Origin of the sequence: Zhihengliuella halotolerans, assembly GCF_004217565.1 — a bacterium.
Lineage (GTDB): Bacteria > Actinomycetota > Actinomycetes > Actinomycetales > Micrococcaceae > Zhihengliuella > Zhihengliuella halotolerans.
On the sequence record NZ_SHLA01000001.1, the window covers coordinates 1,900,521 to 1,926,774 of the forward strand.

A 26,254-nucleotide genomic window follows, 5' to 3' on the forward strand; every position below is an offset into this window, starting at 1 on the left:
AGAAAAGAGAGAGCAACCGGTATGCAGGTACACAAGTACGACGTCGTCATCGTCGGCGCCGGCGGCGCCGGCATGCGCGCGGCCATCGAATCCGGCCAGCGCGCGCGCACGGCGGTACTCACCAAGCTTTACCCCACGCGTTCCCACACGGGCGCCGCGCAGGGCGGCATGTGCGCTGCACTCGCCAATGTCGAGGAAGACAACTGGGAGTGGCACACGTTCGACACCATCAAGGGCGGGGACTACCTCGTCGACCAGGACGCAGCAGAGGTCATGGCCAAGGAGGCCATCGACGCGGTGCTCGACCTGGAGAAGATGGGTCTGCCGTTCAACCGCACGCCCGAGGGCAAGATCGACCAGCGCCGCTTCGGCGGCCACACCCGCGACCACGGCAAGGCTCCGGTGCGCCGCGCGTGCTACGCAGCCGACCGCACGGGTCACATGATCCTGCAGACCCTCTACCAGAACTGCGTCAAGCACAACGTCGAGTTCTACAACGAGTACTACGCACTCGACCTGCTCACCGTCGAGGAAGAGGCCACCCGCGAGGATGGTTCGACCTACCTGCAGAAGCGTGTGGCCGGCGTCGTGTCCTACGACCTGGCGACCGGCGAACTGCACGTCTTCCAGGCCAAGTCCGTCGTCTTCGCCTCCGGCGGCGCCGGCAAGGTCTTCAAGACGACGTCGAACGCCCACACCCTCACGGGCGACGGCATGGGCATCGCCCTGCGCCGCGGCATCCCGCTCGAGGACATGGAGTTCGTGCAGTTCCACCCGACCGGCCTCGCCGGCCTCGGCATCCTCCTCTCCGAGGCGGCCCGCGGCGAAGGCGGCATCCTGCGCAACTCCGAGGGCGAGCGCTTCATGGAGCGCTACGCCCCGACCATCAAGGACCTCGCGCCGCGCGACATCGTCGCCCGCTCGATGGCCAACGAGGTCCGCGAGGGTCGCGGCTGCGGCCCGGAGAAGGACTACGTCCTGCTCGACCTGACGCACCTGGAGCCGGCGCACATCGACGCCAAGCTCCCGGACATCACCGAGTTCGCGCGCACCTACCTCGGCGTCGAGCCGTACACCGAGCCGGTCCCCGTCTTCCCGACGGCCCACTACGTCATGGGCGGCATCCCGACCAACATCCAGGGTGAAGTCCTTCAGGACAACGACACCACGGTGCCCGGCCTGTATGCCGCTGGCGAGGTGGCCTGCGTTTCGGTGCACGGCTCCAACCGCCTGGGCACGAACTCGCTGCTGGACATCAACGTGTTCGGCAAGCGCGCCGGCATCTACGCGGCCGAGTACGCGAAGACCGCCGAGTTCGTCGAGATCCCGGAGAACCCGCTGGGCGACACCGAGGCCCTCCTCGAGACCGTCCGCCAGGGCAACGGCACCGAGCGCATCGCCGCGATCCGCAAGGACCTGCAGGACACGATGGACGCCAACATGCAGGTCTTCCGCACCGGAGAGACCATCAAGAAGGCCGTCCAGGACATCGAGGACCTGCGCGCGCGTTACAAGAACATCAGCATCCAGGACAAGGGCAAGCGCTTCAACCTGGATCTACTCGAGGCAGTGGAGCTCGGCTTCCTGCTCGACCTCGCCGAGGTCATGTCCGTGTCCGCTCTGGGGCGCGAGGAATCGCGCGGCGGTCACTTCCGCGAGGACTTCCCGGATCGAGACGACGAGAAGTTCATGAAGCACTCGATGGTGTACAAGGACGAGACCGCTGAGATGCAGGGCATTAAGGGCCTGCGCTTCGACACCAAGCCGGTCACCTTCACCCGTTACCAGCCGATGGAGCGTAAGTACTAATGACCACTGAAGCAGCAGAACCAGCATCCAAGATCGACCTCGCGGCCAGCGCTGGCGGCGGCGAGATCCCCCAGTTCGACATCACGCTGCGCGTCCGTCGGTACAACCCCGAGGTCTCCGAGGAGGCCGAGTGGGAGGACTTCCAGCTGACGATGTTCGGCACGGACCGCGTGCTCGACGCCCTGCACAAGGTCAAGTGGGAGCACGACGGCTCGCTCTCCTTCCGTCGCTCCTGCGCCCACGGCATCTGCGGATCCGACGCCATGCGCATCAACGGCCGCAACCGCCTCGCCTGCAAGACCCTGCTCAAGGACCTGGACACGGACAAGCCGATCACGGTCGAGGCCATCAAGGGCCTGCCGGTCGAGAAGGACCTGATCGTGGACATGGAGCCGTTCTTCCAGTCCTACCGCGAGATCATGCCGTTCCTCGTCTCCAAGGGCCACGAACCCTCGGGCGAGCGCTACCAGTCCCCTGAGGACCGTGAGCGCTACGACGACACGACCAAGTGCATCCTCTGCGCTGCGTGCACGTCCTCGTGCCCGGTGTTCTGGACCGACGGGCAGTACTTCGGCCCGGCTGCGATCGTGAACGCGCACCGCTTCATCTTCGACAGCCGCGACGACGCCGGCGACATGCGCCTGGAGATCCTCAACGACAAGGAAGGCGTGTGGCGCTGCCGCACCACCTTCAACTGCACCGAGGCGTGCCCGCGCGGCATCCAGGTGACCAAGGCCATCGCCGAGGTCAAGCAGGCCGTCCTGGCCCGCTCCATCTAGCCCGGAGCCGCTGAAGTACCGGCGGGGCCGGCGGACTCATCGCGAGTCCGCCGGCCCCGCCGTCGTCGTTTGGGCTCCCCACCCGCCGGAGACCTAGACTGTGTGCGTGGCAAGCGAAAAAATCACCTTCACCAGCGCGTCCGGCGCGACACTGACCGCCGCGATCGACGAGCCCGTGGGCCCCGTCAAAGGCTGGGGCATCATGTCCCACGGCTTCACGCTCGGGAAGGATTCGCTGGCGACGGCCCGGGTCTGCCGCGGGTTGGCCCAGCACGGGATCGGCATGCTGCGTTTCGACAACCTGGGGCTCGGCGAATCCGAGGGCGACTTCGCCGACACCTCGTTCAGCCTCAAAGTGCAGGACACCGTCCGGGCCGCGCAGGCGCTGCGCGATCTCGGCCACGAGCCGGAATTGCTCGTCGGGCACTCGATGGGAGGGGCCGCCGTCATCGCGGCGGCCCGGGAGATCCAGCCGAACGCGGTCGCCACGATCGGCGCCCCGTTCGACCCCGGGCACGTGATCCACAACTTCGAGCACCTGATGGAGGAGATCGAGTCCTCCGGTAGCGCCGAACTCAAGCTGGGCCCGCGCCGGCTCGAGATCACGCGGGCCTTCATCCAGGACGTCCAGGCCCACGACCTGACCGCCTCGATCGCCAGCCTGCGCGCCCCGCTCATGGTGATCCACGCCCCGACCGACAACACCGTCGGCCTCGAGAACGCGGGCAAGATCTTCGTCAAGGTCAAGCACCCCAAATCGTTCTTCTCCCTCGACGGCGCCGACCACCTGCTCACCCAGCGCGTGCACGGCCAGCGGGCCGCGAACATGATCGCGGCGTGGGCCGAGCAGTACTTCGCAGCCTCGGAGTAACCGCCGCCGCCCGGCCCGCGCTCCGTCTCAGACGGCGAAGAGTTCTGCCGGCGCGTGGATCATCCGCACCCCGCCCCCGGCGATTGCGGCCTCGATCTCGGGTGCAAGTTCGTCCGCGCGCGAAATGCGCACGCCGCGCCCGCCGAAAGCACCGGCCAGCGCCACCCAATCCGGCTGCACCAGGTCCACTCCGACCGGCGCGATCCCGCGGTCGGTCTCGTTCGCGCGGATCTCGCCGTAACCACCGTTGTCGACGCACACCAGGACCAGGTCCAGCCGCTGTTCGACAGCCGTCGCGAGCTCCTGAACAGCGAACATGAGTGCACCGTCGCCGATGACACACACCACCGGCCGCTCGGGCGCGGCGATCTTCGCGCCGATGGAGGCGGGCAGCCCGTACCCGAGCGTCGCGTAGGCGGGCGTGTACAAGAAGGAATGCGGCCGTTGCTGCGGCACGAAACTCGCCGTGCCCAAGTAGGTGACCTGCGAGGAGTCGCCGCCGATGATCGCGTCGGCCGGAACCGCAGCGGCCACCTGGCCGGCGAGCGCCGCGAACTCGGGCGACAGGGCCCGAGCAGTCTCCCGCAGCTCTGCCCGCAGCCCACCCAGCGCGGGCGCCGGGCCGGGCTCGTGGCCCTCCAGCCCCGCCAGCAGTTGCGGTACGACGGCGGCGCTGTCGCCGACGAGACCGATGTCGCACCGGGTGTTCTTCTCCAGCTGTGTCTCGAGGATGTCCACTCGGATCACGGTGCCGCCCGGCTCCAGCTCCCGGAACCACAGCTCGGCCTCGCCGACCTTCGAGCCCAGGATCAGCAGCACGTCAGCCCGTTCCAGCAGGTGCTGGGCGGCCTGAAGCCGGACGTCGGACCCGAGGGAGAGCGCATGCGTCTCCGGGATCGCCGCCTTCCCGTTCAGCGTGGTCACGACGGGCGCCTGCAGCGCCTCGGCGAGGCGGGTGACATCGGCACCGGCGCGTAGCGCCCCGCCTCCGGCCAGGATCGCCGGGTTCCGGGCACCACGCAGGGCGGCAACGGCGTCGTGCACTTTCGCGGGCTCGGCGGCCCGCGGCGGGCGCGGCGGGCGCGCGACCAGATCGCCGTTCGGAACGCGTGACGGCCCCTCCAGCACGTCGAGTGGTATCTCGAGGTGCACAGGGCGTGGGCGGCCGTGCCGGAAGAGCTCGAACGCGTCGTGGATTCCCTGCACCGCCTCCGCCCCGTTGGTCACGCGGCGCGACCACTCGACGATCGCCCCGGCGGCCCCCGTCGCGTCCTTGGTCTCGTGCAGCGCACCCTTGTCCGCGAACTCCTGGCCCTGCGGCACGCCCGGCGACAGCAGGATGAGCGGACGCGATTCGCAGTAGGCGGTGCCGGCGGCGGAGAGCGCGTTGAGCAGCCCCGGGCCGCTCGTCGTGATCACGACGCCCGGCAGACCCGTCTGCTGGGCCCAGCCGTCGGCGGCGTAGCCGGCACCCTGTTCGTGGCGGGCGGTGACCGCCCGGAAGCCAAGCGGCTCCAGGTGCCGGTAGAACTCGAGGTTGTGGGTGCCGGGGATGCCGAAGATCGTGTCCACCCCGTAGTCCCGCAGGAGCGTGAGCACGTCGAGCCCCACGTTCTCGCGCACGACGCCGGCCGGCAGGTCCATCACCCCGGTCGCCTCCTGCTGCTGCTCAGACATGCTGTGCCTCCTTCGTCGTCGTGCTGGGTGTGGGGTCCGCGGCGAAGCGGCGCACCCCGTCGACCCACGTCTGTCGGACCGGTATCTGGGACATGAGTTCCGGGTCGGCCGCGAGCGGGTCGGCGGCAAGCACCGCGAAGTCCGCGCGCTTGCCGGGGCTCAGCGAGCCCAGATCGTCCTCGCGGCCGAGCGCGCGGGCCGCGTTGATCGTGTGCGCCTCGAGCGCCTGCCGCGCGGTGATGCGCAGGCCGTCGGGACCGAGCCGGTGGCCGTTGCGGGTCACGCGGGTCACGGCGGCCTGCATGGCCTCGAGCGGGAGCGGCTCGGCGACAGGCGCGTCGGAACTGATGGTCACGGGCACCCCGGCATCCACGAACTCGCCCAGCGGATTGAACCGCTCCCCCGGCGTGCCAACGGCGTCCTTCACGCCCTCGCCCCAGTTGTAGTAGTGCTGCGGCTGATTGACCGGCAGGATCCCCGCGGCGGACATCCGCCGGATCTGCTCCGGGGTCGGCAGGCCGCAGTGCTCGATCCGGTGCCGAGCGTCGGCGTCGGGCCGCTCGCCCTGGGCGCGCTCGATCGCTCCGATCACCATCTCGAGCGCCGTCGGCGATTGCGCGTGGGTCGCGGTCTGTAGGCCCAGCCCGTGGGCCTTGGAGATCAGGTCGGCGTAGTCGGCGGGGTCGTGATAGAGCTGCCCGGTGCGGCACGGGTCGCCCACGTACCCGTCCGGGAAATAGGCGGTCCAGCCGCCGAGGGTCCCGTCGGCGTAGAACTTGAACCCGGCGAAGCTCAGGAAGGCGTTGCCGAACTGGCCGTGCAGGCCCATGTCCGCGGCCTCGTCGAGCAGATGGGAAAGCAGGTACATGTTGACCCGGACCTTGAGCTGATTCTCTTCGGCCAATCGCAGGTACATGTCGAACTCGCGGCGGGAGACCTGGCAGTCGCCGATCGTCGTCACGCCGCCGGCCAGGAACGATTCCTGTGCGATGCGCAGCTGGCGCAGGTGCTCCTCGGGTGCGTCCGCCAGATGGAAGTTGGGCCCGTGGTGGCCGACCTTGACCCCCTCGATCCCGGTGAGGATGTTGCAGGCCGCGTCGGAGAGCTCGCCCGTCAGTTGCCCGTGCTCATCGCGGAAGTACTCGCCGCCGGCGGGGTTCGGGGTCTGATCAGTGACGCCGTGCAGCTCGAATGTGAAGGAGTTGACGACGCCGCCGTGTCCAGACGCGTTCATCAGGTAGACCTCCCGGTCGGTCGCCACCTGATCCAGCTCGTGGCGGGTCGGGTGCCGGCCCTCGGCCAGATTCACGTGCTCGTAGCCGTAGCCGCGCACCGGCAGCCCGTTGGGAGTCTCGGCAGCGCGTTCGCGCAGCAACTCGATGATCTCGGGGATCGACGCGGCCCGGCCCGGGCCGCAGTCCACCCAGGTCTTGAGCTGGCCGTACATCAGCGGGTGGGCGTGCGCGTCGACGAATCCCGGCACGACGACGGCGTCGCCCAGGTCCTGCTCGGTCGGCGCGGGCAGCCCGAGGCCGGTGGCGGCCGCGTAGCAGTCGGTCGCGTCCCCCACGGCGAGGAGGCGGCCGGCATGGATCAGCATCGCGGTGGCGCGGGGGCGGCCGGGATCCATCGTGTGGATCGTCGCGGCGCGAACCAACTGCGGCACATAGTCGACTGGCGACGATTCGAACGTGCGGAGCTTTCTCACAAGTTCCTCCGGTGGGGGTAGGTGTGGTGGGTGTGAGGTCAGACGCCGAGTTCGGCGGACTCGTCGTTCGCGTCCCGGCGCTCTCCGGCGTCGGGGGCGGGGTCGATGTGCTGCGGTGCCAGGTGCAGGCAAACCGCGGAGACGGCGACCATCCCGAGGAAGAGGACGATGACGGACCAGATCGTGCCGGTCTGGACGTACAGCCAGGTCGCCGTCACCGGGCCGAGGCCGCCCCAGATGGCAGCGGCGATGCCGTTGGAGAGGGACATGCTCGTGTAGCGGGCCTGCGGCCGGAACATCTGCGCCATCACGGTGGCGACCGGGGCGTAGGTGGCGGTCATGGCAAGCCGCATGGCGATGAAGGCCGCGAAGATCGCCCACACCGAGCCGCCGCCGAGCGTCAGGAACTGCGGGACGATCAGCGCTCCCGAGCCGAGGACCCCGATCATGACGACCCGCTTGCGTCCGTACCGGTCGCCGAGCCAGGCGATGGCCAGGGTGGTCACGAATTCTACGAAAGCCGCCGCAGCCAGCGCGTTCAGCACGAGCGTCTCGCTCAGTCCCACAGCGGGGTCGGTCGCGTACGCCGTCGCAAAGGACGTGACGATGTAGTACCCGCCCGTGGAGACGCCCGCCATGCCGATGCCGAGCAGCATTGGATGCCAGTTGGTCTTGAGCGCGTACGTCAGTGGGAGCTGCTGCGGCTGGTCGTCGCGCGACTGGTCGAAGACCGGCGACTCCTCGAGCCGGTAGCGCACCCAGAAGCCGAGCAGGATCAGCGGCATCGAGAGCAGGAACGGGATCCGCCAGCCGCCGTCGATCAGAAAGTCGTCGCCCTGTACGGACAGCACCGAGAAGGTGCCGGTCGCGGCCAGCGCGCCGGCCGAGTTGCCGAGCTGCGGGAAGCCGCCGTAGAAGGTCTTGTGCTTCTCCGGGGCGTGTTCCACGGCCATGAGCACGGCGCCGCCCCACTCACCCCCGACAGCCAGGCCCTGCACCACGCGCAGCGCCAGGAGGAGCACCGGCGCCCACACGCCAACTTGGTCGTACGTCGGCAGCACGCCCACCAGGACGGTGGCCAGACCCATCGCGAGCAGGGTGATGACCAGCGACGGGCGGCGCCCGAAGCGGTCTCCGATGTGTCCGAAGATGATCGCGCCGAGGGGCCGGACGAAGAAGCCGACGGCGTAGGTCGCGAAGGCCGCCGCGATCCCGACCATCCGATCGGATTCGGGGAAGAAGAGCGGCCCGAAGACGAGTGCCGCAGCCGTAGCGTAGATGTAGAAGTCGTACCACTCGATCGCCGTACCGACGAACGCGGCGGTGCCGGCCCGGCGCGCCTGCCGGTGATCGAATCCGGACTTCGTTCTGGGGTTCGCATCCATTGCATTCTCCTCAAGGGGACCGCCCCGTTCGGCCGGGGCTGTGCGACAACCATAGGAGCGCGTGACACAGCCCACAACACGCATAATACGTCCAACCACGCCCGGGACTTTCTTTCTGTTTCACATCGACGAATAATCGATGCAGAACTGGGCCATTTGGCCTCCGCTGCCTATTGCTTCTCTTCCGAGCGAAGCAGAACGGGGTTTTTCGGATGATTTCGGAGCGTGACACCTCACTCGATGCCCGCCTGATCCGCGCTCTCCAGCGCGACGGCCGGGCTACCATCCAGCAGCTGGCCGCAGAACTCGACGCGCCACGCTCCCTCGTCTCCGATCGCCTGCGCGCGCTGACCGGGGGCGGCACCGTCCGCGTTCTCGCCGCCTACGACCCGGCGTTCGTCGGGCAGACGGTCATCGCCCACCTCTCCATCGCCATCGACCGCGCGGCGCGGCCCGTCGCCCGGGCCCTCGCCGGCATCGAGGAGGCAGTGCTCGTCTCCTGCGTCGGCGGATTGCACGACATCGTGCTCGAGGTCCGCGTGGACTCGAACGAGGCGCTCGGCGCCGCCCTGCACCGCGTCCGCTCGACCCCCGGCGTGACCGAGGTGCGCACCCAGCGCTACACCGGAATCCTCAAGGGGCTCTTCATCCCCCGGTACGACGGCGTCTCCGGCACCGACGCGATCGACCGGCACCTCGTCGAGCTGCTGCAGCGCGATGGCCGCGCGAGCTACACCTCGCTGGCCCGTGCGGTCAGCCTGTCCGCGCCGGCGGTACGCGCACGAGTGCAGCGGCTGCTCGCCACGGGAATCGTCACCATCAGCGCCGTGGAGACCCGCGGCGCGCTGGGCCGCCAGCTCTCGATGGGGTTGGGCATCACGCTCGGGGCGGACTCTTCCGATGTCCTTCGCGCCCTGCAGGAGGATCCGGCGATCGAGTTCGCCGCAGAATGCATCGGGTCGTTCGACGTCGTCGCCACGATCGCGGCCGCCACGTCGAGCGACCTGCTGGGACGCCTCGACACCCTGCGCGCACTCCCGGGCGTCCTGCGCCTGACGGCGTGGCAGCACCTCGAGCTGGTCAAGGAGGACTACTACCGGCAGATGGCCTGAAGGGAAACCCCGTGACAGCCTGTTGATAATTTCAATACAAGCAACTTATGCTGTGGTCCCCACCCGTGGGCCGTTCTCGACGGCCCCGACCTCAAGGAGACCTCCGGTGTCCCACTTGTTCCTGTCCGACGCCGCCGTCGGATACCTGCCCTCTCCAGTCCGCGACGTCTGGGAGCTGTCGATGCAACCCGGCATGATCTCGTTGGCCGGCGGCAACCCCGATCTCCGCCTCAGCGATACGCGCTGGATGGCCGAGGCCGCTGCCCGCGCCATCACGGACCACGGAGACGAGGTGCTCCAGTACGGCTCCGGCACGGGTCTCTCCGGGCTGCGCGAGGCGATCGTCGAGCTCATGGCTGCCGAGGCGGTGACCGCGCCCGCCGACTCGGTCCAGGTCACCGCCGGATCGCAGATGGCGCTGGATCTGATCACCAAACTGCTCTTCACCCGTGGCGACACGATCCTCGCCGAGGGCCCGACCTACGTCGGCGCCCTCGGGGTCTTCGGCGGCGCCGGCGTGCGCGTCGAGCACGTCGACATGGACGACGACGGCCTGCGCCCTGACGCCCTGCGCGAACGGATCGACGAGCTCACCCGGCAGGGCCGGGCCCCGCGCGCCCTGTACACGATCCCGAACTTCCACAACCCGACGGGCATCTCTCTGGCCGCCGAGCGCCGGCCGGAGATCGTCGAGATCTGCCGGGAAGCCGGGGTGCCCATCATCGAGGACAACCCCTACGGGCTGCTGCGCTTCGAAGAGCGGCAGGTGCCGCCGCTGCACTCCTTCGATCCGGAGCTCGTGATCTACCTGGGTTCCTTCTCGAAGATCATTGCTCCCGGCCTGCGGGTCGGCTGGGCCTCCGCCCCGACCTGGCTGCGCCGCCCCCTGCAGCTGGCCAGCGAGGCGAACGTCATCTGCGCGTCCGTGCTGAGCCAGGACCTGGCCCGCACCTTCGTCACCCGCGGCGGATGGCGCGAGGGCGTCGCCGGCGCCGCCGCCGAATACGCTCTCCGCGCGCGGGCGCTCAACGACACGCTCTCGCCGCTGTTGCCAGCCGGCGCCGAGCTCACACGCCCCGCCGGCGGCTTCTTCAGCTGGGTGACCCTCCCCGAAGGCTGGAGCGCCGTGGACCTGCTCGAGAACGCCGTCGACGAACACGTGGTCTTCGTCCCGGGCGCTTCCTTCTACGCGGACGGCACCGGATCCCGGCGGCTCCGGCTCGCCTACTCGCTGGAAGCCCCGCTGCAGCTGGAGGAGGGCGCGCGCCGCCTCGGCCGCGCACTCGAACGCTACGGCAGCGTCCTCGCGGGGACCCGGCGCTGATGCCGGGCCCGGACGACGACGGGCGCCGCCGGTACGCGGTTTCCGCCACCCAGATCGACACCCGGCGCCGCACGATCCTCGAGGCGGCGGCGCAGGTCATCGCCGGCTCCGGGGAGGCGGGCTGCACACTGTCCGCGGTATCGAAGGCCAGCGGCTGCAGCGTCGGCATGATCCAGCACCACTTCGGCACGCGCTCGGAGCTGATCGTCGCCGCCGCCCGGCAGCGCATCCACGAGTCGGAGCAGGAGTGGCTCGCGATTTCCCGGGCGGAAACCGGCCCGATGGAGCGGATCCGGCGCTTACTGGTCTTCGCTGTTCATGGCGAGCGCCCCTTCGCGGAGGCCTGGTCGTTCTGGCTCGAGCTATACGCGGCGGCGCGCCGCGACGCGCTTCTGCGACAGGAGATCAACACGGCGCTCGAGGTGTGGCGCCGTTTCTTCCTGGACGTGCTCGAGGAGGCGCACGCCGCGGGGCTCGTCCGGGCCACCCGGCCCGCTGACCGTCAGGCCCAGCTGCTGCTCGCGCTCGTCGACGGGCTGGCACTGCAGGCAGCCAATGAAACCTACGGCCTCACGGGCGACGACATGCTGGCGCTGCTGGTCGATGCCGCGTCTGACCTGCTCGGCCACGGTTTCGACAGCTAGCCGCTCCACCCTTCGTCGGCCGTCGACGGGGACGACTGGGACTTGCGCAGCTGCGCCTGCTGGCGCAGGCTCAGCGCCCGCGCTCCGCCGTTCGCAGCCCGTTCCGCCTCGATATCCACGGAGCGCACCGCTCCCCACGAGGTGGCGATGAGAAAGACCTGGCTGAGCAGGAAGAACCAGATGAAGAGGCCCAGGATCACCGCGTAGGAGGCGAGCAGCGGGTTCCTGCCCGCGCTGCCGAGGAGTTCGGAGGAGAAGTACCGCAGCACCGTCGAGCCGAGTCCCGCGAAGAGCGAGGCCTCCAGCAGGGCACGCCGCGGCATCTCGATCGAGGACGCGAACCGGAAGAGGATCACGGCGACGAGCATGTCCAGAAGCAGCATGACGAACAGCGGCGTCACACGGGTCACGATCTGGCCGAACGAGGAAGCGATGTTCAGCAGCTCGATAATCCAGTCCAGGGCCGCGCCGGCCACGAAGCCGAGACCGCTGGTGAGCACGAGCGCGATGCCGAGGACCAGCAGGACGCCGAGATCCCGCGCCTTGGCGACGACGGGGTTCATCGCCACGGGGGCCAGCCCGGAGACGCCGCGCATGCCCTCGCGCAGGCCGTTGATCCACCCCAGAGAGGTCACCAGCATGGCGGCGGTGGAGATCACGAGCGCCCACCCGAACCCGCGCTGGCTGCGGAAAAGCTCCTCCGGCTTCGCCAGGCCACAGCTGTCGCGGCCGCAGTCCCCGGTGTCGATCAGCCCCGGCGTGCTCTCGGCGACGGTGTTGATGATCGTGTCCTGGAGCTCCTTGTTGCCCGAGGCGATGATGCCGAAGATCGAGAAGCCCGCTACGAGCAGCGCCGCGATGGAGAAGAACATGCGGTAGGAGGCGCCCGCGGCCATGAGCGGCCCGTGGCGCTTGCTGTAGACGGTCCAGACCCGCATCGGCCGGAGGGCGTTGAGCTCGGCCAGCAGCCACATCACCACGGCCAGCACGCGCTTGACGAGGGGCCGCCCTTCGCGCCTGGCCCGGCCGACGTCGGTGCGTTTGCTCAGGGCCTCGCGGCGCAGATGTGCCCGGTCCAGGGCCTCGATCTCGGCGGAGGAGGCCCGTGCCGTGCTCATCGACTTCTTAGAGTTCGCGTCCGTCCGTGCCAAGAGCCAGCTCCTCGGTTAGCGTCCAGTATCCGTCGTGGTCTGTCGTGAAGAGCCCGATGCGGTCGACGAGGAATTCGACGTCGAAATCCGCCAGCTCGTGCAGGGCACGCTCCATTCCCTCCGCCGGCGCGTCGTGCGCAACGGTCAGGTGCGGGTGGTAATCGAACGCGACCTGGTGTTCCAGCGGGCCGTCGCAGAGCTGCGCGTGCAGCGCTCGGCACGCCTCGGCCCCTTGCGCGATCTTGAGGTAGACGACCTCGCTCGCTGGGCGGAAGCTAGCGGTGCCGTGCAGCCGGACCGTGAACGCGTCGGCGGCTGCAGCGACCCGCTGCGCGTGCCGGCGCGCCTCGGACCACGGCCCGCGAGCGGCCCCCGAGACGAGGGTGATGTGGGGCGATTCGAAATCGGCGAACGGGTCGCCGAAGCCGGACCGCAACCTGCCGATGCGCCGACCCAGCGCAGGCGGCAGCGAAATCACGATGCCCAGACTGAACCGGGATCCCCCGTGCCCGGTTCGCTCGTCGCGTTGCTCCATATCAGCCAGCATAGTGATTCCGGCTTCCCTTGTGGGTCAGGCGGTGGCCGCACCGGCGCGGCTGACGACGGCAGCCGCGTCCTTGCCGAGCTGGAGGAAGCCGACGTTGCGGTACACGTCGTCGAGGGTCTGCGCCGCGACGGCCCGCGCCTTCGAGGCACCGACGGCGAGCAGGCGGTCGAGCTCCGCCGGGTCGTCCAGCAGCTCGAACGTGCGCTCGCGCACCGGCTCGACCTCGGCCACGACCGCGTCGGCGACGTCGACCTTGAGGTGCCCATACATCTTGCCCTCGTACTCGGGCACGATCTGCTCGACGCTACGGCCGGTCACCGCGGCCAGGATGTCAAGCAGATTGGAGACGCCCGGCTTCTTCTCGCGGTCGTAGGCGACGACCGTCTCGTCGTCGGTCACGGCCGATTTGATGCGCTTGGCGATCGTCTTGGAGGGGTCCAGGACGTTGATCAGGCCGTTGGGGCTCTCGGCCGACTTGGACATCTTCTTCGTCGGGTTCTGCAGGTCGTAGATACGCGCGCCCTCGCCCGGGATGAACGCCTCCGGCACGCGGAAGGTCTCGCCAAAGCGGTGGTTGAACCGGTTGGCCAGCGTGCGGGCCAGCTCGACGTGCTGGCGCTGGTCGTCACCGACCGGGACGCCGTGCGGCTGGTACATCAGGATGTCCGCGGCCATGAGCATCGGGTAGGTGAACAGGCCGACGCCGGCGTTCTCCACGCCGCCCTTGGCCGACTTGTCCTTGAACTGCGTCATGCGCGAGGCCTCGCCGAACCCGGTGATGCAGTTCAGGACCCAGGCCAGCTGGGCGTGCTCCGGCACGTGCGACTGGACGAAGAGCGTGTTCTTCTCGACGTCGATGCCGCCGGCGATGTACTGCGCCGCGGTCCGGCGGGTGCGTTCGCGCAGCGCGGCCGGATCGTGCGGGGCGGTGATCGCGTGCATGTCCGGGACGAAGAAGAACGCGTCGTAGTCGTCCTGCGCCTTGACCCAGTTCACGAGGGCGCCCAGGTAGTTGCCCAGGTGCAGGGACTCGGCGGAGGGCTGCATCCCGGACAGGACGCGGGGACGGTGGGTGCTGGTCGCTTCAGCGGTCATGGTTTCCTCGGTGCGTGGCTTAGAACTGGTAATCGACGACCACGGGGGCGTGGTCGGAGAAGCGCGTGTCGTAGCTCGGGGCGCGGTCGACGACGGCGTTGCCTGCCTTGGCCAGCAGGCCCGGCGTCGCCATGTGGTAGTCGATGCGCCAACCCGCGTTGTTGTCGAACGCCTGGCCGCGGTAAGACCACCAGCTGTAGGGTCCGTCGACGTCGCCGGCGAGTTCACGGGCCACGTCCTTGAAGCCGATCTCCTCGCCGAAGAAGCGGTCGAAGTAGGCGATCTCCTCGTCCATGACGCCGGCCCGCTTGTTGTGGTTCGGCTTCCAGTTCTTGATGTCCCGCGGCGTGTGGCACACGTTGAGGTCGCCGGTGACGAGCACGTGGTCGCTCGCGGCCTTCAGCTGCGGCAGCCGCACGATCATGGCCTCGAGGAACTTGTACTTGTCGTCCTGCTTCTGCGTCCCGAGCTCACCGGAGTTCACGTACGCACTCGCGACGGTCAGCGTCTCGCCGCCGATCTGGAAGTCGGCCTCCACCCAGCGACCTGCATCAGCGAAGTAGACCTCGCCGATGTGCTCGCGCACCGCCACGGGCTCGTCCCGGGAGGCGACCGCGACGCCGGCGCGCCCCTTGGCCGAGGCCTCGGCGTGCACGACGTGCCAGCCTTCGCCGATCAGCTCGCGGACGATCGCGTCGGGGGCGCGGACCTCCTGCAGGTTCAGCACGTCGACGTCGCGGTCGACGAGCCAATCGGCCATGCCCTTCTTGTAGGCGGCCCGGATTCCGTTGACGTTCACGGACGCCACACGCAGGGCGCCGGCGGGCTTGGCGGAGTACTTCACGGTTTCAGCGGTTTCGACGTCACTCACCTGGACCACATTACCGGTTCCGCAACGTGGACTAGTCCACGATGTCGCCGGAGATCGGCTCGCCGTCCCCAGCCTTCGAACCCTTGCCGTCCTTCATCATTCCCCGGGCGTTGTGCGCGGTGATCTCGATGGTTTCGAGGGCGCGATCGACCATGCCGCGAGCCTCGTCACCGTCCTGGTCCAGGTACTCCTTGACGACGCCGACCTGCACCTCGACGATCTTGAACGAGTGGTCCAGCTTCATGTCGCGCGCCTTGGTCGACTCGTCGACCACGGTGGTCGACCCGCCACCCTGCTTGGCCATGTCGGCACGCACGCCCGCCACCTGCTCGTGAACCTTCTTGGCCCCGCGGGAGATTCCGAAGACGAGGAACGCCGAGAGCAGCAGCCAGCCCAGGGAGATGATGACGACGAGCCAGCCGATCACATCGTTCTGGTTGGCGGCGAAGACGACAGCCACGAGGAACACCGTCACCATGACCGCGAGGGCGAGCGTGCTGGCTTTGATGGTGAGCTTGCGTTCCTGCATGGTCCTGTTCTTTCCAGCCGCGTTGGTCGCGGCCGATCCGCCGGGAAGAGTTTGCATGCCCCCATTGTCTCAAACCCTGGCGGCGTATCCCTCCGGTTGGGCCGCAGGCGAACACGGTGCGACTCGTCCAACCGGGACACCGATTCACGTCGCTCTGCTAATCTCAGGTGCCGGCCCCGGCAGCGCAGCGGCCCTCGTTCGGGCCGAATCTACGCGGACGACTCAGAAGGAAAAGCGCCATGACCGACCTGACGACGTCGTACCCCCTCCTGACGCTGGTCCCGCCGGTGCTGGCGCTCACGCTCGTGATCATCACCAAGCGGGTGCTGATCAGCCTGGGCGCTGGCGTCGTCGCCGCGGCCCTGCTGGTCCACGATCTCAACCCGCTCGACGCCCTGGGCGCGGTGTGGCGCTCGTTCGCCGCGATCTTCTGGGCCGACGGCGCGGTGAACACCTGGTCCGTCTACATTCTGGTGTTCCTGCTGCTGCTCGGCGTCATCGCCGCGTTCGTGCTGATGTCCGGCGGCACGACGGCGTTCGCCGCCTGGGCGCTGCGGCGCATCCGCGCACGGCCGGGATCGATGGTTCTGCCCGCCGTCCTGGGTGTCGTCATCTTCATCGACGACTACTTCAACGCACTCGCCGTCGGCCAGATCTCGCGGCCGGTGACCGACCAGCACCGCGTCTCGCGCGCCAAGCTGGCGTACATCATCGATTCGACGTCGGCGCCGGTCTCCGTACTGTCGCCGTTTTCCAGCTGGGGCGCCTACATCATGGGCATCCTCGCTCCGATCCTGGCGGCGTCGACGTTGTCGCTGAGCAGCGTGCAGGCGTTCCTCGGGGCCGCGGTGGCCAACTTCTACGCGATCGCCGCGGCGCTGATGGTCTGGCTCGTGATCTTCTTCCGGATCGATCTCGGCGCGATGCGGACCGAAGAGCGCCGGGCGATCACCGACGGCCACGTCTTCGACCCGGCGGCGACCGTCCCCGGCCACCTCTCCGATGATCTCCCGGTGCACTGCCCGGGGGCGCTCCGGGCGCTCTTCGTGCCGTTCGCCCTACTGGTGGTCGGCGTGTTCGCCGGCATCGTCTGGACCGGCCAGCGCGCTTCCGGATCCTGGAATGTCATCGACATCCTCGCGGCCACGGACGCCAGTGCCGCGCTCATCTTCGGCGGCGCGCTCGGCCTCGCCTCCGCGGTCTACTACTACCTGCGGAACACGCGGAGGAATCCGGAGTTCGTGGTCTCGACGTTCGGCCGCGGCTGGGTCGAGGGCATCAAGTCGATGCTGCCGGCGATCGCCATCCTGCTTCCCGCCTGGATGCTGGGCGACCTCATCTCCCAAGTCGGCACCGGCGACTACCTCGGACAGCTCGTCGAGGCCTCGAGCCTCTCGGCCGCCGGCCTCGTGCCGGTCGTCTTCCTCGTCGCCGCCGCGATGTCCTTCGCGACCGGCACCTCGTGGGGCTCGTTCGGCCTGCTGCTTCCGATCGCCGGCGGCATCATCAACAGCATGGACGAGCCGGCCTTCCTGCTGCCGGTTCTCGGCGCCGTGCTGGCCGGAGCCGTCGCCGGCGACCACGCCTCCCCGATCTCCGACACGACAATCCTCTCGGCCACCGGCTCGGGCTGCAACGTCATCACGCACGTGGTCACCCAGCTGCCGTACGTTCTCAGCGCGACGGCATGCGCGACGCTCGGCTACCTGGCGCTGGCCCTGACCGGCAGCACGCTGGTCGGTCTGGCCGTCGTCGTCGCCGCGCTGGCCGTCTTCGTCATCGTCGCACGGTCGGTCACCGCACCGATTTCGGGCACCGCCCCGGGGACAGACCCGGCGATCACCACTTGACGAGGCAGAACGGGTGTCGCTGCGGGTCGAGGTAGACCCGGAAGCTCTCGCTGCCGGCGTTCATCGATGTCGCCCCCAGCTTGAGCACCTGCTCCTCCCCCAGATCCAGGTCTCGGACCTTGATGTCCAGGTGGGCCTGCTGCGGGTGCACGTGGCCGGGCCACTCGGGCGGGACGTACACGTCGACACGCTGGAACGCGATGGCCGGCCGGTCCGGGCCGTCGCCGATGGTGATCCAGTCGGGGTCCGTCTGGACTCGCACCATGCCGAGGACCTCTTCGTAGAATGATGCGAGCACCTCCGGGTCCTCGCAATCGAACACCACCGATTCCCATGCACCGATCATGGCCTGCTCCTTACTGGTCGTCGCGCGCCGGTCGTGGTTTCACGCTACTCCGGACGGCCGGCGCTGAGAAGGCCTGCGGCGGGCGCGACGACTGATCCGGCGCCGGCGTCAGGGAGTGTCTCCGGGCGGAAAGAGCTCGTGCTCGCCCACCAGCCGGAGCGCATGCTCGTCTGGTGTCTCGAACGCGCCGACGCGCAGCTTCGTGAACATCCCGATGTCGATCGACAGGGGCTCCCCCGGCGCCATGGGGTCCTGCGGATCCTCGACGATCGCCTGCCGATCCATCGGAACGGCGACGGGCGTCGCGTCGCGATCGGTCTGGACGTAGAGCGTCTGCGCCCATTCGGACCCCGAGCCGGCGAGGGCGCCGGTCCATTCGAGGTAGGCCTCGGCGATCTCCCCCGGCGCCAACGTCACGGGAGGCGGCGCCTCGCCGTCGACGTCCCGCGCGAGGTGCTCCTTCGGCCGATGATAGAGCTCCTGCTCAGCTTCCACGTGGAACTTGTTGCCCCACTCCCCGCGCGCCCCCAGACCTGGAAAGCCGGAGAGCGTGCAGTCGGTGTCGGCGTCGTTGCGCAACAGGATCGAACCGAACCGATGCCCCAGCGCCGCGTCCCAATACCGCAGCTGCCCGGTCAGGTCTTCCGGGCGGCAGGACGCCGGGCCCGCGGCGTCGGTCGCCGGCAGGCGCAGGAACTCCGCTCGCTCGGCGTCGCTCAGGTCGGCTTCGTCGGGAATCGGCGTGTCCGGGACCTCGTCCCAGCCGGCGCCCACCTCCTCCTCGGTGGCTTGCCCGACGGCGCCCGGAGGATTCGGTGTCGGGCTCGACGCCACCGGTGCCGACGGCCCCGTCTGCGAACAGGCGGTCAGCAGCAGGAGGCCGGCCAGCGGCAGTGACATCACGAGGCGCTTCATACGACACAACGTACCCTGACCCGTGGCGCCGCGGCGACCGAACGCCGTCGTCCGGCTAGGTCAGGAACAGCTTGCGCAGACGGGCGGTCGTCAAGACGACGCCGACGACGATCATGACCACGTAGTAGGCCACGTGCCCGAGCATCGCCGTCGTGAAGTAGCCGACGGAGAGCGAGCGCATGAGCTCGACCCCGTGCCAGAGCGGCATCGCCTGGATGAACAGCTGGATGCCCTCCGGGTACACCGACAGCGGGTACAGGGTCGCTGAGAAGAGAAACATCGGCAGCAGCGCGAAGTTGACCCAATCCAGATGCTGGAAACGCTTCATGAAGCTCGCGATGCCCATCCCGAGGGCGGCGAAGCCGAACGCCACCAGCACCGACGCCGGGATCATCAGCAGGGCCCACGGCGTGGTGACCAGGCCCATCGAGCTCATGACGATCATGAATCCGGTTGCGTAGAGGAATCCGCGCTGCAGGGCCAGGTAGATCTCGCCGATCGCGACGTCGAGCGGCCCCAGCGACGTGTAGAGCATGTTCTGGTAGAGCTTGGAAAAGCGCAGCTTGAAGAACACGTTGTTCGTGGAGTCGTAGATGGCGCCGTTCATCGCGGAGACCGCGAGCAGGGCCGGCGCGATGTAGGCGCCGTAGCTCATCTCGGCGCCGCCGGGACCTGCGACCGCCCCGATGAGCGGCCCGAGCCCGATGCCCATGGCTGCCAGGAAGAGCACCGGCTCTACGAACCCGGAGACAAAGACGGCCCAGTTGTTGGTCTTCAGCGCCATCAGTCCGCGGGCGACGACGGCGCGCACGTTCCCGGAGTAGAGCCCGGCGAAGGGGCGGCGGCTGGGGGAAAGCAGGATCGTCTGCTGCGCCATCTCAGTCCACCAACCGTTTCCGATAGGTCCGGAACGCCAGAGCCAGTCCCCCGGCGGCGAGCGCGGCGAGGTAGACCACGTGCACGGTCGAGAGCCAGAGCGGCTCGTCGTACCCGTAGCTGAAGACGCGCCCGATCTCGCTGGCGTGCCACAGCGGCGAGAGCCAGCCGATCGGCTGCAGGAAGATCGGCAGATTGGTCAGCGGGAAGAAGGTTCCGGAGAAAAGCATGAGCGGCATGACGCCGAAGCGCTGGATCATGACGAACTGGGCCTTCTCCTCGCGAATGGTCGCCGCGTAGGCCATGAGCGGGGTGCCGATGGCCAGTCCGGCCAGCGTCGCGGTGAGCACGCCGAGGATGCCGAAGCCGCTCGGGACCGCGCCGAAGGCGGCCACGATGAGGTAGTAGACCAGCGACTGGGAGAAGAGGCGGATGGTCACCGCGAGCGTGTGTCCGGCCGCGATCTGCCACGGCCGCAGGGAGCTCACCAGAGGGCCGTAGTAGAGGCGGTGCCACTTGAAGCCGTCCATGATGGGCCAGGTGAACTCGTTCGAGGCCGCCATGAACGCCCCCGAGGCCAGCAGCGCGGGGACGATGAAGACCAGGTAGTCCACGCCGCCGAAATCTCCGCCGCCGTTGGCGTCGACGAGGGAAGCGAGCCCGACCCCCATCGCCACGAGGTACAGCAGCGGATGGCCGATCGAGTAGGCGATGATCACCGAGAGGTAACTGCGCATGGCCAGCAGCTGGTGCTCGGCGAAGTACCAGACCCCGAAGATCGCGCTGCGACGGGCGAGCACCTCGGCCGGGGGCGCCGGGCGGGCCGATCCCGCCGCCGTCGTCGTGCTAGTCAACGAGGGACCTCCCCGTCAGCTTGAGGAAGACGTCCTCCAGCGAGCTGCGGCGCACGAGCGAGGTCACGGGGTGCAGTCCGCGCGCGGCGACGGCCTCGAGCACCGCCTCGCCCTCGTGCGCGTAGACCAGGACGCGGTCCGGCAGGGCCTCGACGCGTTCGCCGAGATCCTCGATCCGGCGTGCGACGGCGGCGTTGCGGTCTGCGCCGAAGCGCAGCTCGACGACCTCGCGCGTGGAGAAGCGGCGGATCAACTCGGCCGGCGAGCCCTCGGCCATGATGCGGCCGGCGTCGACGACGATGATGCGGTCGCACAGCTGCTCGGCCTCGTCCATGTGGTGCGTGGTCAGCACGAGGGTCACGCCCTGCTCTTTGAGCCGGAAGAGCCGGTCCCAGAGCACGTGGCGGGCCTGCGGGTCGAGACCCGTGGTCGGCTCGTCGAGCAGCAGGATCTTCGGTTCGTTCACCAGGGAGCGGGCGATGGTCAGGCGACGCTTCATGCCGCCGGAGAGGTCGTCGACGCGCGCATCCGCCTTGTCGACGAGCTGGGCGAAGTCGAGCAGCTCGGCGATCTTCGGCTTCAGGTAGGCGCGTGAGAGCCCGAAGTAGCGGCCGTAAACCATGAGGTTGTCGCGGACCCGCAGCTCCTCGTCCAGGTTGTCCTGCTGCGGGACGACGCCGAGGTGGGCGCGGACCACAGGGCCCTGCTCCTCGGGATCGAGCCCCATGATCTCCAGGTGGCCCGAGGTGCGCTGCGAGACGCCGCCGATCATCCGCATGGTGGTCGACTTGCCGGCGCCGTTGGGCCCGAGCAGGCCGAACGATTCCCCCGCGGGCACCTCGAAGGAGATGCCGTCGACGGCGGTGAAGTCGCCGTAGCGCTTGACCAGGTTCTCGGCGCGGATCACGACGGGCGGGGCCTCGGTCGGCTGTGTGGCGGAGCCGGCGGGCGACGGGCGAAGTGAAGGAGTGGTTTCGGACACACAGCGAGCGTACGCCGAGTCACTGATTGATACAAGCCAATCGGACGCCGACGTCACATCGAGCGGCCCTGACGCATATCGTCCTCAGGACTGACGCTCAAGGGGCGCCCATCTGCGATACTAACCGCAGAGTACCGGAACAAACGGAAGGAATAGAACCCATGAGCAACTACCCCGTGGCGCCCGAGCCCCAGGAAACCGCCGCACCCGAGCCCTCGAAGTTCGCGATGTTGAAGAAGCTGACACTCGTTTCGGCGGCCCTTTACCTGATCTCGACACTCGTCTCCCTGCCGGCCGCGATGGACAACAGCGCCATACGTGAGCAGATGGAGATGTCCGGAACGACCGTCGACGACGCCATGCTCCAGGCCGCACAGGGCGTGGCGATCGGCACCGCAATCGCCACGCTCGTCGTCGGACTGGGCCTCTACGCGCTGGTGATCATCGGCCTCTACAAGCGCAAGAACTGGGCACGCGTCCTCGGCATCATCTTTGCGATCCTCTCGCTGGTCGGCTTCCTGATCGGCCTCTTCGCGAGCGGACTCATGCCGACCGTCGCCAGCACGTCCGTCTTCACCACGATCCTGGGCATCGTCTCCGCCCTCGTGACCGTCTACTGGCTGGTGCTCGCCTTCAGCTCGCAGGTGGCCGAGTACCTGCGCAAGCCGAGCCCTCTGGCCTAGGCCACCGGCACATCCAGCACGACGGCGTCCCCGCACCGAACCGCGTTCGGTGCGGGGACGCCGTCGTGCTGGAGTGATCGGCGCGTCCACATCGTCCTCAAGGCTGACGCCCGAACCCCGCGCGTCTGAAAGACTCGCCGGAAGGAGAACGGAAGGACACGCACCGATGAGCGATCATCCCGTGGCACCGGAAGCGCGCCAGACGGCCGGCGGCGAGCCGGCGGAGTTCACCCGGCTGAAGCGGCTCACGATCGCCTCGCTGCTCCTCTTCATGATCGCCGTGGCCGCGGGCGTCCTCGGTGCGCTGGACGCGGACACGATGCGCGAACAGCTCGATTCCGCCGGTTCGCCCACCGACGAGACGGCGGTGCAGTTGGCTCAGGCGGTCGCGCTCGCCATCGCGGGCGGCAGCGCCGTCGGCGGCCTTGCCGCCTATGTGCTCGTGATCAAGGGCCTCTATCACCGCAGGAACTGGGCGCGTGTCCTCGGCATGGTGTTCGCGGTCCTCTCCATCATCACCTACGCCTTCAGCCTGACCACCTCCGCGCCGTTGCTCGCCACCGGCGGACTCGCCGTGGCCTCCCTCGCTGTCGAGGGCCTGGCACTGCTCGTGAGCGGCTACTGGCTGGTCCTCGGCTTCAACGCGCAGGTCGCCGAATACCTGCGCAGGCCACGCAACCTCGCCTGATGCGCTCGCTCAGCCGGCGTCGAGGAAGGCCTGGGCAGCCTCGCGGTGTTGCTGCTCGCCCGTCAGGAGCGCGAATTCGACGTAGGCGAGCGCGCTGGCCGACAGCAGCGCCGTTCCCCGTTCGGCCAGCCGTTCAGGCACCGCTCCCCCGGCCTCCCGGTAAGCGTCCAGGAGGATGCCGAACTCCTCCGGCGTGGACAACGACTGCTGCAGGGCGAAATCGGCCACCGGGTCGGTGACCTTGGCCGTCGTCCAGTCGAGGACCGCGAGGATCCCGGCGTCGGCCCCGAGCAAAAGGTGCGCCGGGTAGAGCTCGCCGTGGCTGAACCGCATGTCCTCGGGCCACATCGAGTCATCGTCGATCCACCGGTCCCAGCGTTCGCGGGCGTCAGTCGGGACGTCGAATTCGGCCACTGCGGCGTCGAAGCGGTCACGCCAGGCGGAGCGGACGATCTCAGACGTCTCGACGACGAGGCCCGCACCACGCGCTTCCTCCACGTCCGCGGTGTGCAGCTCGGCGAGCAGCCGGCCGAAGGACCGCAGGTAGGCCGGCGCGTCCGAGTCGAAGTGCATGACGGGCGCGCCGTCGTCGTCGAGGGTCAGGCCCGGCTCTCCGGGCAGCAGCGGGTACGCGATGAGCTCCCCGGTGGCAATCCGCCAATCCGGGATCGCGACGCTGAGGTGCGGGGCCGCAAAGTCGAGGATGCGCCGCTCGTCCTGGATCTTCGCCGCCACATCGGCACGCCGCGGCACGCGCAGCACCCAGCCGTCACCATCGTCGTCCGTGGCGAGCGCGACCTGGTAATCGAGCCCGGCCTCGATGACGCGCATCCCGTCCGGGCGCACCGTCAGACCGTGCCGTGCAGCGAGTTGGACCAGCGCGTCCGTCCGTGGGGAGTCGTTGTCAGCGTCCATGCCTTCACCTTTCCACGCGGTCGACGCCCTCGCAACGACGACGTCCCCGCACCGAACGCTTTCGGTGCGGGGACGTCGTCGTGCTGGAAGGACCGCCGTCAGGCCAGGCCGGCCTGGCGCTCGGCCGCCTCCACGACGTTGGTCATGAGCAGCGCGACGGTCATAGGGCCGACGCCGCCGGGGTTCGGCGACAGGAAGCCCGCCACCTCGGCCACGCCCGGGTGCACGTCGCCGTAGATCTTCTGCTTGCCCGTCTCCGGATCGTCTTCGCGGGTCACGCCCACGTCGAGCACTGCGGCGCCCGGCTTGACGTGCTCCGGCTTGACGATGTGCTTGACGCCGGCGGCGGCCACGATCACATCCGCCTGCTGCAGGAAGGGCGCCATGTCCGGCGTGCCGGTGTGCACCTGCGTGACGGTGGCGTTGACCGAACGTCGCGCGAGCAGCAGACCCATGGGGCGGCCGATCGTCACGCCGCGGCCGACGACCACGACGTGCTTGCCGGCCAGATCGTAGTCGTTGCGCTGGAGCAGTTCGATCACGCCGCGGGGCGTGCACGGCAGCGGGGTGTCGATCGGTCCGTTGACGTTGAGGACCAGGCGCCCGAGGTTGGTCGGGTGCAGGCCGTCAGCGTCCTTGGCCGGGTCGATGCGCTCGAGGATCGCGTCGGTGTCCAGGTGCTTGGGCAGTGGCAGCTGCACGATGTACCCGTGGCAGGAATCGTCCGCGTTGAGCTCATCGATCAGCGCCTCGACCTCTTGCTGCGTGGCGTCGGCCGGCAGCTCGCGCTGGATCGAGTTCATGCCGATCGCTTCGGACTGCTTGTGCTTCATGCCGACGTAGAGCTGCGACGCCGGGTCCGCGCCGACGAGCACCGTGGCGATGCCCGGGGTGACGCCCTTGGCCTTGAGCGCGGCGACGCGCTCGACCAGTTCGTCCTTGATGGCCGCTGCAGCGGCCTTGCCGTTGAGTTTCTGTGCAGTCATCGCGCCGGTGCCCGCCTCGTTCACCATTCCTCGTGGCCCGGGTAGAGCGGGAAGGCCTCGGCCAGCGCGTCGACGCGTGCCTTCAGGGCCTCCTTGTCCGCTGCCTGGCCGTTGATGAGCGCGGTGGCGATGATGTCGGCCACCTCGATGAACTCCGTCTCGCCGAAGCCGCGGGTGGCCAGAGCCGGCGTGCCGATGCGCAGACCGGAGGTCACCATCGGCGGGCGGGGGTCGAACGGGACCGCGTTGCGGTTCACGGTGATGCCGATCTCGTGCAGAAGATCCTCGGCCTGTTGGCCGTCGAGCTCCGAATTGCGCAGGTCGACGAGGGCCAGGTGCACGTCCGTGCCGCCCGTGAGGACCGAGACGCCGGCTTCGGCGACATCGGCCTGGCTCAAGCGCTCGGCGAGGGCGCGAGCACCGGCGAGGGTGCGCTCCTGGCGCTCGCGGAACTCCTCGGAGGCGGCGATCTTGAAGGCCACGGCCTTGCCGGCGATCGCGTGCATCAGGGGCCCGCCCTGCTGGCCCGGGAAGACGTTCGAGTTGATCTTCTTGTACAGCTCGAGGTCGTTCGTGAGGATCAGGCCGGAACGCGGGCCGGCCAGGGTCTTGTGCACGGTCGACGAGACGATGTCGGCGTGCGGGACCGGGCTCGGGTGCAGCCCGGCCGCCACCAGACCGGCGAAGTGCGCCATGTCAACCCAGAGCTTGGCGCCGACCTCGTCGGCGATCTCGCGGAACTTCGCGAAATCGAGCTGGCGCGGGTACGCGGACCAGCCGGCGATGATGACATCGGGCTTCTCGGCGATGGCCTGCTCGCGCAGCTTGTCCATGTCGACGGTGAAGGTCTCGGGGTCGACCTCGTAGGCGGCGACCTCGTAGAGCTTTCCGGAGAAGTTCAGCTTCATGCCGTGAGTCAGGTGGCCGCCGTGGGCGAGCGAGAGGCCGAGGATCTTGTCGCCCGGCTCGATGAGCGCGGCCAGGACGGCGGCGTTCGCCGAAGCGCCCGAGTGGGGCTGAACGTTGGCGTACTTGGCGCCGAAGAGCTCCTTGGCGCGGTCGCGGGCCAGGTTCTCGGCGACGTCGACGTGCTCGCAACCGCCGTAGTAGCGACGGCCCGGGTAGCCTTCCGCGTACTTGTTGGTCAGCACGGAGCCCTGCGCTTCGAGAACGGCGCGCGGGGCGAAATTCTCGGAAGCGATCATCTCCAGGGTGTTGCGCTGGCGTCCCAGTTCGGCTTCGAGGACCGCGGCGATCTCCGGGTCCAGCTCAGCGAGGGAACGGTTGGTCACGTTCGAGTCAGTGCTCAATCTTTGCTCCTTGTCGAGAAGGCAGTTCTATTTCGGCGTGGACGGGCAGCAGGTAGCGCATCCACCGTCTTCGGCGGGCAGGCCCCTGCTCGACCCTGGGCCCAGGCGCGCGGTCCGGATAGGTCTCATGGTGCCGCTCCCTGGTGGTTATCCACCTCACGCCAGTCGCGACGGTTCTACTCTATCGGAGATGGGCCCGAGGATCCGGCCTCGATTTCGTGCCCGTCACGTTCGCGTCACAGCGGTGTCATATGACAGCCGGCGGAGCCGCAGCGTGGGCCCGCTTCTCCGTCTCGACTGCCACCCGCCGCGCGCACGGAGGCGACGGGGCGACTACCCTTGTGGGG

General features: G+C 68.8%; 25 protein-coding genes and 1 riboswitch. Of the genes, 9 read left to right on the forward strand and 16 right to left on the reverse strand.

What is annotated here, in order from left to right:
• The first annotated feature begins 21 nt into the window (after positions 1-21).
• From sdhA to EV380_RS08570, 3 genes are all read left to right on the forward strand, one after another.
• Positions 22-1,809, forward strand: a complete 1,788-nt coding sequence (gene sdhA / locus EV380_RS08560; RefSeq protein WP_102161377.1) for a succinate dehydrogenase flavoprotein subunit — start codon at positions 22-24, stop codon at positions 1,807-1,809.
• Positions 1,809-2,588 carry a succinate dehydrogenase iron-sulfur subunit gene (locus EV380_RS08565; RefSeq protein WP_102161375.1) on the forward strand — a complete coding sequence of 260 codons (780 nt, stop codon included), beginning with the start codon at positions 1,809-1,811 and terminating at the stop codon, positions 2,586-2,588. Before sdhA ends, EV380_RS08565 begins: the two co-directional genes overlap by 1 nt.
• Positions 2,589-2,694: 106 nt before the next feature.
• Positions 2,695-3,459, forward strand: coding sequence for an alpha/beta hydrolase family protein (locus tag EV380_RS08570; protein WP_242607550.1), 765 nt, complete (start codon positions 2,695-2,697; stop codon positions 3,457-3,459).
• Between the two features lie 27 nt (positions 3,460-3,486).
• Here EV380_RS08570 and EV380_RS08575 read toward each other — a convergent pair whose 3' ends face one another.
• Genes EV380_RS08575 through EV380_RS08585 form a run of 3 tightly spaced genes read right to left on the reverse strand, consistent with a single transcriptional unit; the run spans position 3,487 to position 8,229 of the window.
• The gene (locus tag EV380_RS08575; protein ID WP_242607551.1) at positions 3,487-5,136 is read right to left on the reverse strand and encodes a thiamine pyrophosphate-binding protein; all 1,650 of its coding nucleotides are present in this window, start codon (positions 5,134-5,136) and stop codon (positions 3,487-3,489) included.
• The gene (locus EV380_RS08580) at positions 5,129-6,844 is read right to left on the reverse strand and encodes an amidohydrolase (protein WP_242607552.1); all 1,716 of its coding nucleotides are present in this window, start codon (positions 6,842-6,844) and stop codon (positions 5,129-5,131) included. Before EV380_RS08580 ends, EV380_RS08575 begins: the two co-directional genes overlap by 8 nt.
• Positions 6,845-6,882: 38 nt before the next feature.
• On the reverse strand, positions 6,883-8,229 hold the full coding sequence (locus EV380_RS08585) for an MFS transporter (RefSeq protein ID WP_130450696.1): 1,347 nt from the start codon (positions 8,227-8,229) through the stop codon (positions 6,883-6,885).
• 212 nt (positions 8,230-8,441) lie between these two features.
• On the opposite strand from EV380_RS08585, the gene EV380_RS08590 reads away from it, so the two are divergent.
• The 3 genes from EV380_RS08590 to EV380_RS08600 all read left to right on the forward strand — a co-directional run bounded on the left by EV380_RS08590 (position 8,442) and on the right by EV380_RS08600 (position 11,309).
• A complete protein-coding gene (locus EV380_RS08590) occupies positions 8,442-9,341 on the forward strand; it encodes an Lrp/AsnC family transcriptional regulator (protein WP_130450698.1) in 900 nt (299 codons plus the stop codon).
• Between the two features lie 106 nt (positions 9,342-9,447).
• On the forward strand, positions 9,448-10,665 hold the full coding sequence (locus EV380_RS08595) for an aminotransferase-like domain-containing protein (protein WP_242607553.1): 1,218 nt from the start codon (positions 9,448-9,450) through the stop codon (positions 10,663-10,665).
• Complete coding sequence (locus tag EV380_RS08600) at positions 10,665-11,309, forward strand: TetR/AcrR family transcriptional regulator (protein ID WP_130450700.1); 645 nt, start codon at positions 10,665-10,667, stop codon at positions 11,307-11,309. Before EV380_RS08595 ends, EV380_RS08600 begins: the two co-directional genes overlap by 1 nt.
• Here EV380_RS08600 and EV380_RS08605 read toward each other — a convergent pair.
• From EV380_RS08605 to EV380_RS08625, 5 genes are all read right to left on the reverse strand, one after another.
• On the reverse strand, positions 11,306-12,427 hold the full coding sequence (locus EV380_RS08605) for a YihY/virulence factor BrkB family protein (protein WP_130450702.1): 1,122 nt from the start codon (positions 12,425-12,427) through the stop codon (positions 11,306-11,308). The two genes, EV380_RS08600 and EV380_RS08605, sit on opposite strands and share 4 nt — an antisense overlap.
• A gap of 7 nt (positions 12,428-12,434) precedes the next feature.
• The gene (locus EV380_RS08610) at positions 12,435-12,995 is read right to left on the reverse strand and encodes a 2'-5' RNA ligase family protein (RefSeq protein ID WP_165391918.1); all 561 of its coding nucleotides are present in this window, start codon (positions 12,993-12,995) and stop codon (positions 12,435-12,437) included.
• A 36-nt stretch (positions 12,996-13,031) separates the two neighbouring features.
• Positions 13,032-14,102 (reverse strand): tryptophan--tRNA ligase, encoded by a 1,071-nt coding sequence (gene trpS, locus EV380_RS08615; RefSeq protein WP_130450706.1) that lies wholly within the window; start codon positions 14,100-14,102, stop codon positions 13,032-13,034.
• 19 nt (positions 14,103-14,121) lie between these two features.
• A complete protein-coding gene (locus tag EV380_RS08620; RefSeq protein ID WP_242607722.1) occupies positions 14,122-14,862 on the reverse strand; it encodes an exodeoxyribonuclease III in 741 nt (246 codons plus the stop codon).
• Positions 14,863-15,004: 142 nt separating this feature from the next.
• Complete coding sequence (locus tag EV380_RS08625) at positions 15,005-15,559, reverse strand: hypothetical protein (protein WP_242607554.1); 555 nt, start codon at positions 15,557-15,559, stop codon at positions 15,005-15,007.
• 182 nt (positions 15,560-15,741) lie between these two features.
• Here EV380_RS08625 and EV380_RS08630 point away from each other — a divergent pair, with 182 nt between their 5' ends.
• Entirely contained in the window at positions 15,742-17,352 is a 1,611-nt protein-coding gene (locus tag EV380_RS08630; RefSeq protein ID WP_242607555.1) for a Na+/H+ antiporter NhaC family protein, read from the forward strand.
• On the opposite strand, the gene EV380_RS08635 is transcribed toward EV380_RS08630, so the two are convergent.
• The 5 genes from EV380_RS08635 to EV380_RS08655 all read right to left on the reverse strand — a co-directional run bounded on the left by EV380_RS08635 (position 17,342) and on the right by EV380_RS08655 (position 21,250).
• The gene (locus tag EV380_RS08635; RefSeq protein WP_102160728.1) at positions 17,342-17,698 is read right to left on the reverse strand and encodes a VOC family protein; all 357 of its coding nucleotides are present in this window, start codon (positions 17,696-17,698) and stop codon (positions 17,342-17,344) included. The two genes, EV380_RS08630 and EV380_RS08635, sit on opposite strands and share 11 nt — an antisense overlap.
• A gap of 108 nt (positions 17,699-17,806) precedes the next feature.
• A complete protein-coding gene (locus EV380_RS08640; protein WP_130450708.1) occupies positions 17,807-18,613 on the reverse strand; it encodes a DUF4232 domain-containing protein in 807 nt (268 codons plus the stop codon).
• Positions 18,614-18,668: 55 nt separating this feature from the next.
• Complete coding sequence (locus EV380_RS08645) at positions 18,669-19,490, reverse strand: ABC transporter permease (protein ID WP_130450710.1); 822 nt, start codon at positions 19,488-19,490, stop codon at positions 18,669-18,671.
• Between the two features lies 1 nt (position 19,491).
• Entirely contained in the window at positions 19,492-20,343 is an 852-nt protein-coding gene (locus EV380_RS08650) for an ABC transporter permease (RefSeq protein WP_242607556.1), read from the reverse strand.
• Positions 20,336-21,250, reverse strand: a complete 915-nt coding sequence (locus EV380_RS08655) for an ABC transporter ATP-binding protein (RefSeq protein WP_242607723.1) — start codon at positions 21,248-21,250, stop codon at positions 20,336-20,338. Before EV380_RS08655 ends, EV380_RS08650 begins: the two co-directional genes overlap by 8 nt.
• 236 nt (positions 21,251-21,486) lie before the next feature.
• On the opposite strand from EV380_RS08655, the gene EV380_RS08660 reads away from it, so the two are divergent.
• Both EV380_RS08660 and EV380_RS08665 read left to right on the forward strand, forming a co-directional pair.
• Complete coding sequence (locus EV380_RS08660) at positions 21,487-22,008, forward strand: hypothetical protein (RefSeq protein ID WP_130450714.1); 522 nt, start codon at positions 21,487-21,489, stop codon at positions 22,006-22,008.
• Positions 22,009-22,174: 166 nt separating this feature from the next.
• Positions 22,175-22,696 carry a hypothetical protein gene (locus tag EV380_RS08665; RefSeq protein ID WP_130450716.1) on the forward strand — a complete coding sequence of 174 codons (522 nt, stop codon included), beginning with the start codon at positions 22,175-22,177 and terminating at the stop codon, positions 22,694-22,696.
• Positions 22,697-22,705: 9 nt separating this feature from the next.
• Here the strand turns inward: EV380_RS08665 and EV380_RS08670 are convergent, their stop codons facing one another.
• The 3 genes from EV380_RS08670 to glyA form a co-directional block, all read right to left on the reverse strand.
• Complete coding sequence (locus EV380_RS08670) at positions 22,706-23,611, reverse strand: macrolide 2'-phosphotransferase (protein WP_130450718.1); 906 nt, start codon at positions 23,609-23,611, stop codon at positions 22,706-22,708.
• 98 nt (positions 23,612-23,709) lie between these two features.
• Positions 23,710-24,597, reverse strand: coding sequence for a bifunctional methylenetetrahydrofolate dehydrogenase/methenyltetrahydrofolate cyclohydrolase (locus EV380_RS08675; RefSeq protein WP_130450720.1), 888 nt, complete (start codon positions 24,595-24,597; stop codon positions 23,710-23,712).
• 20 nt (positions 24,598-24,617) lie between these two features.
• A complete protein-coding gene (gene glyA / locus EV380_RS08680) occupies positions 24,618-25,907 on the reverse strand; it encodes a serine hydroxymethyltransferase (protein ID WP_130450722.1) in 1,290 nt (429 codons plus the stop codon).
• A 92-nt stretch (positions 25,908-25,999) separates the two neighbouring features.
• Positions 26,000-26,086: riboswitch (ZMP/ZTP riboswitch) on the reverse strand.
• Between the last annotated feature and the right edge of the window lie 168 nt (positions 26,087-26,254).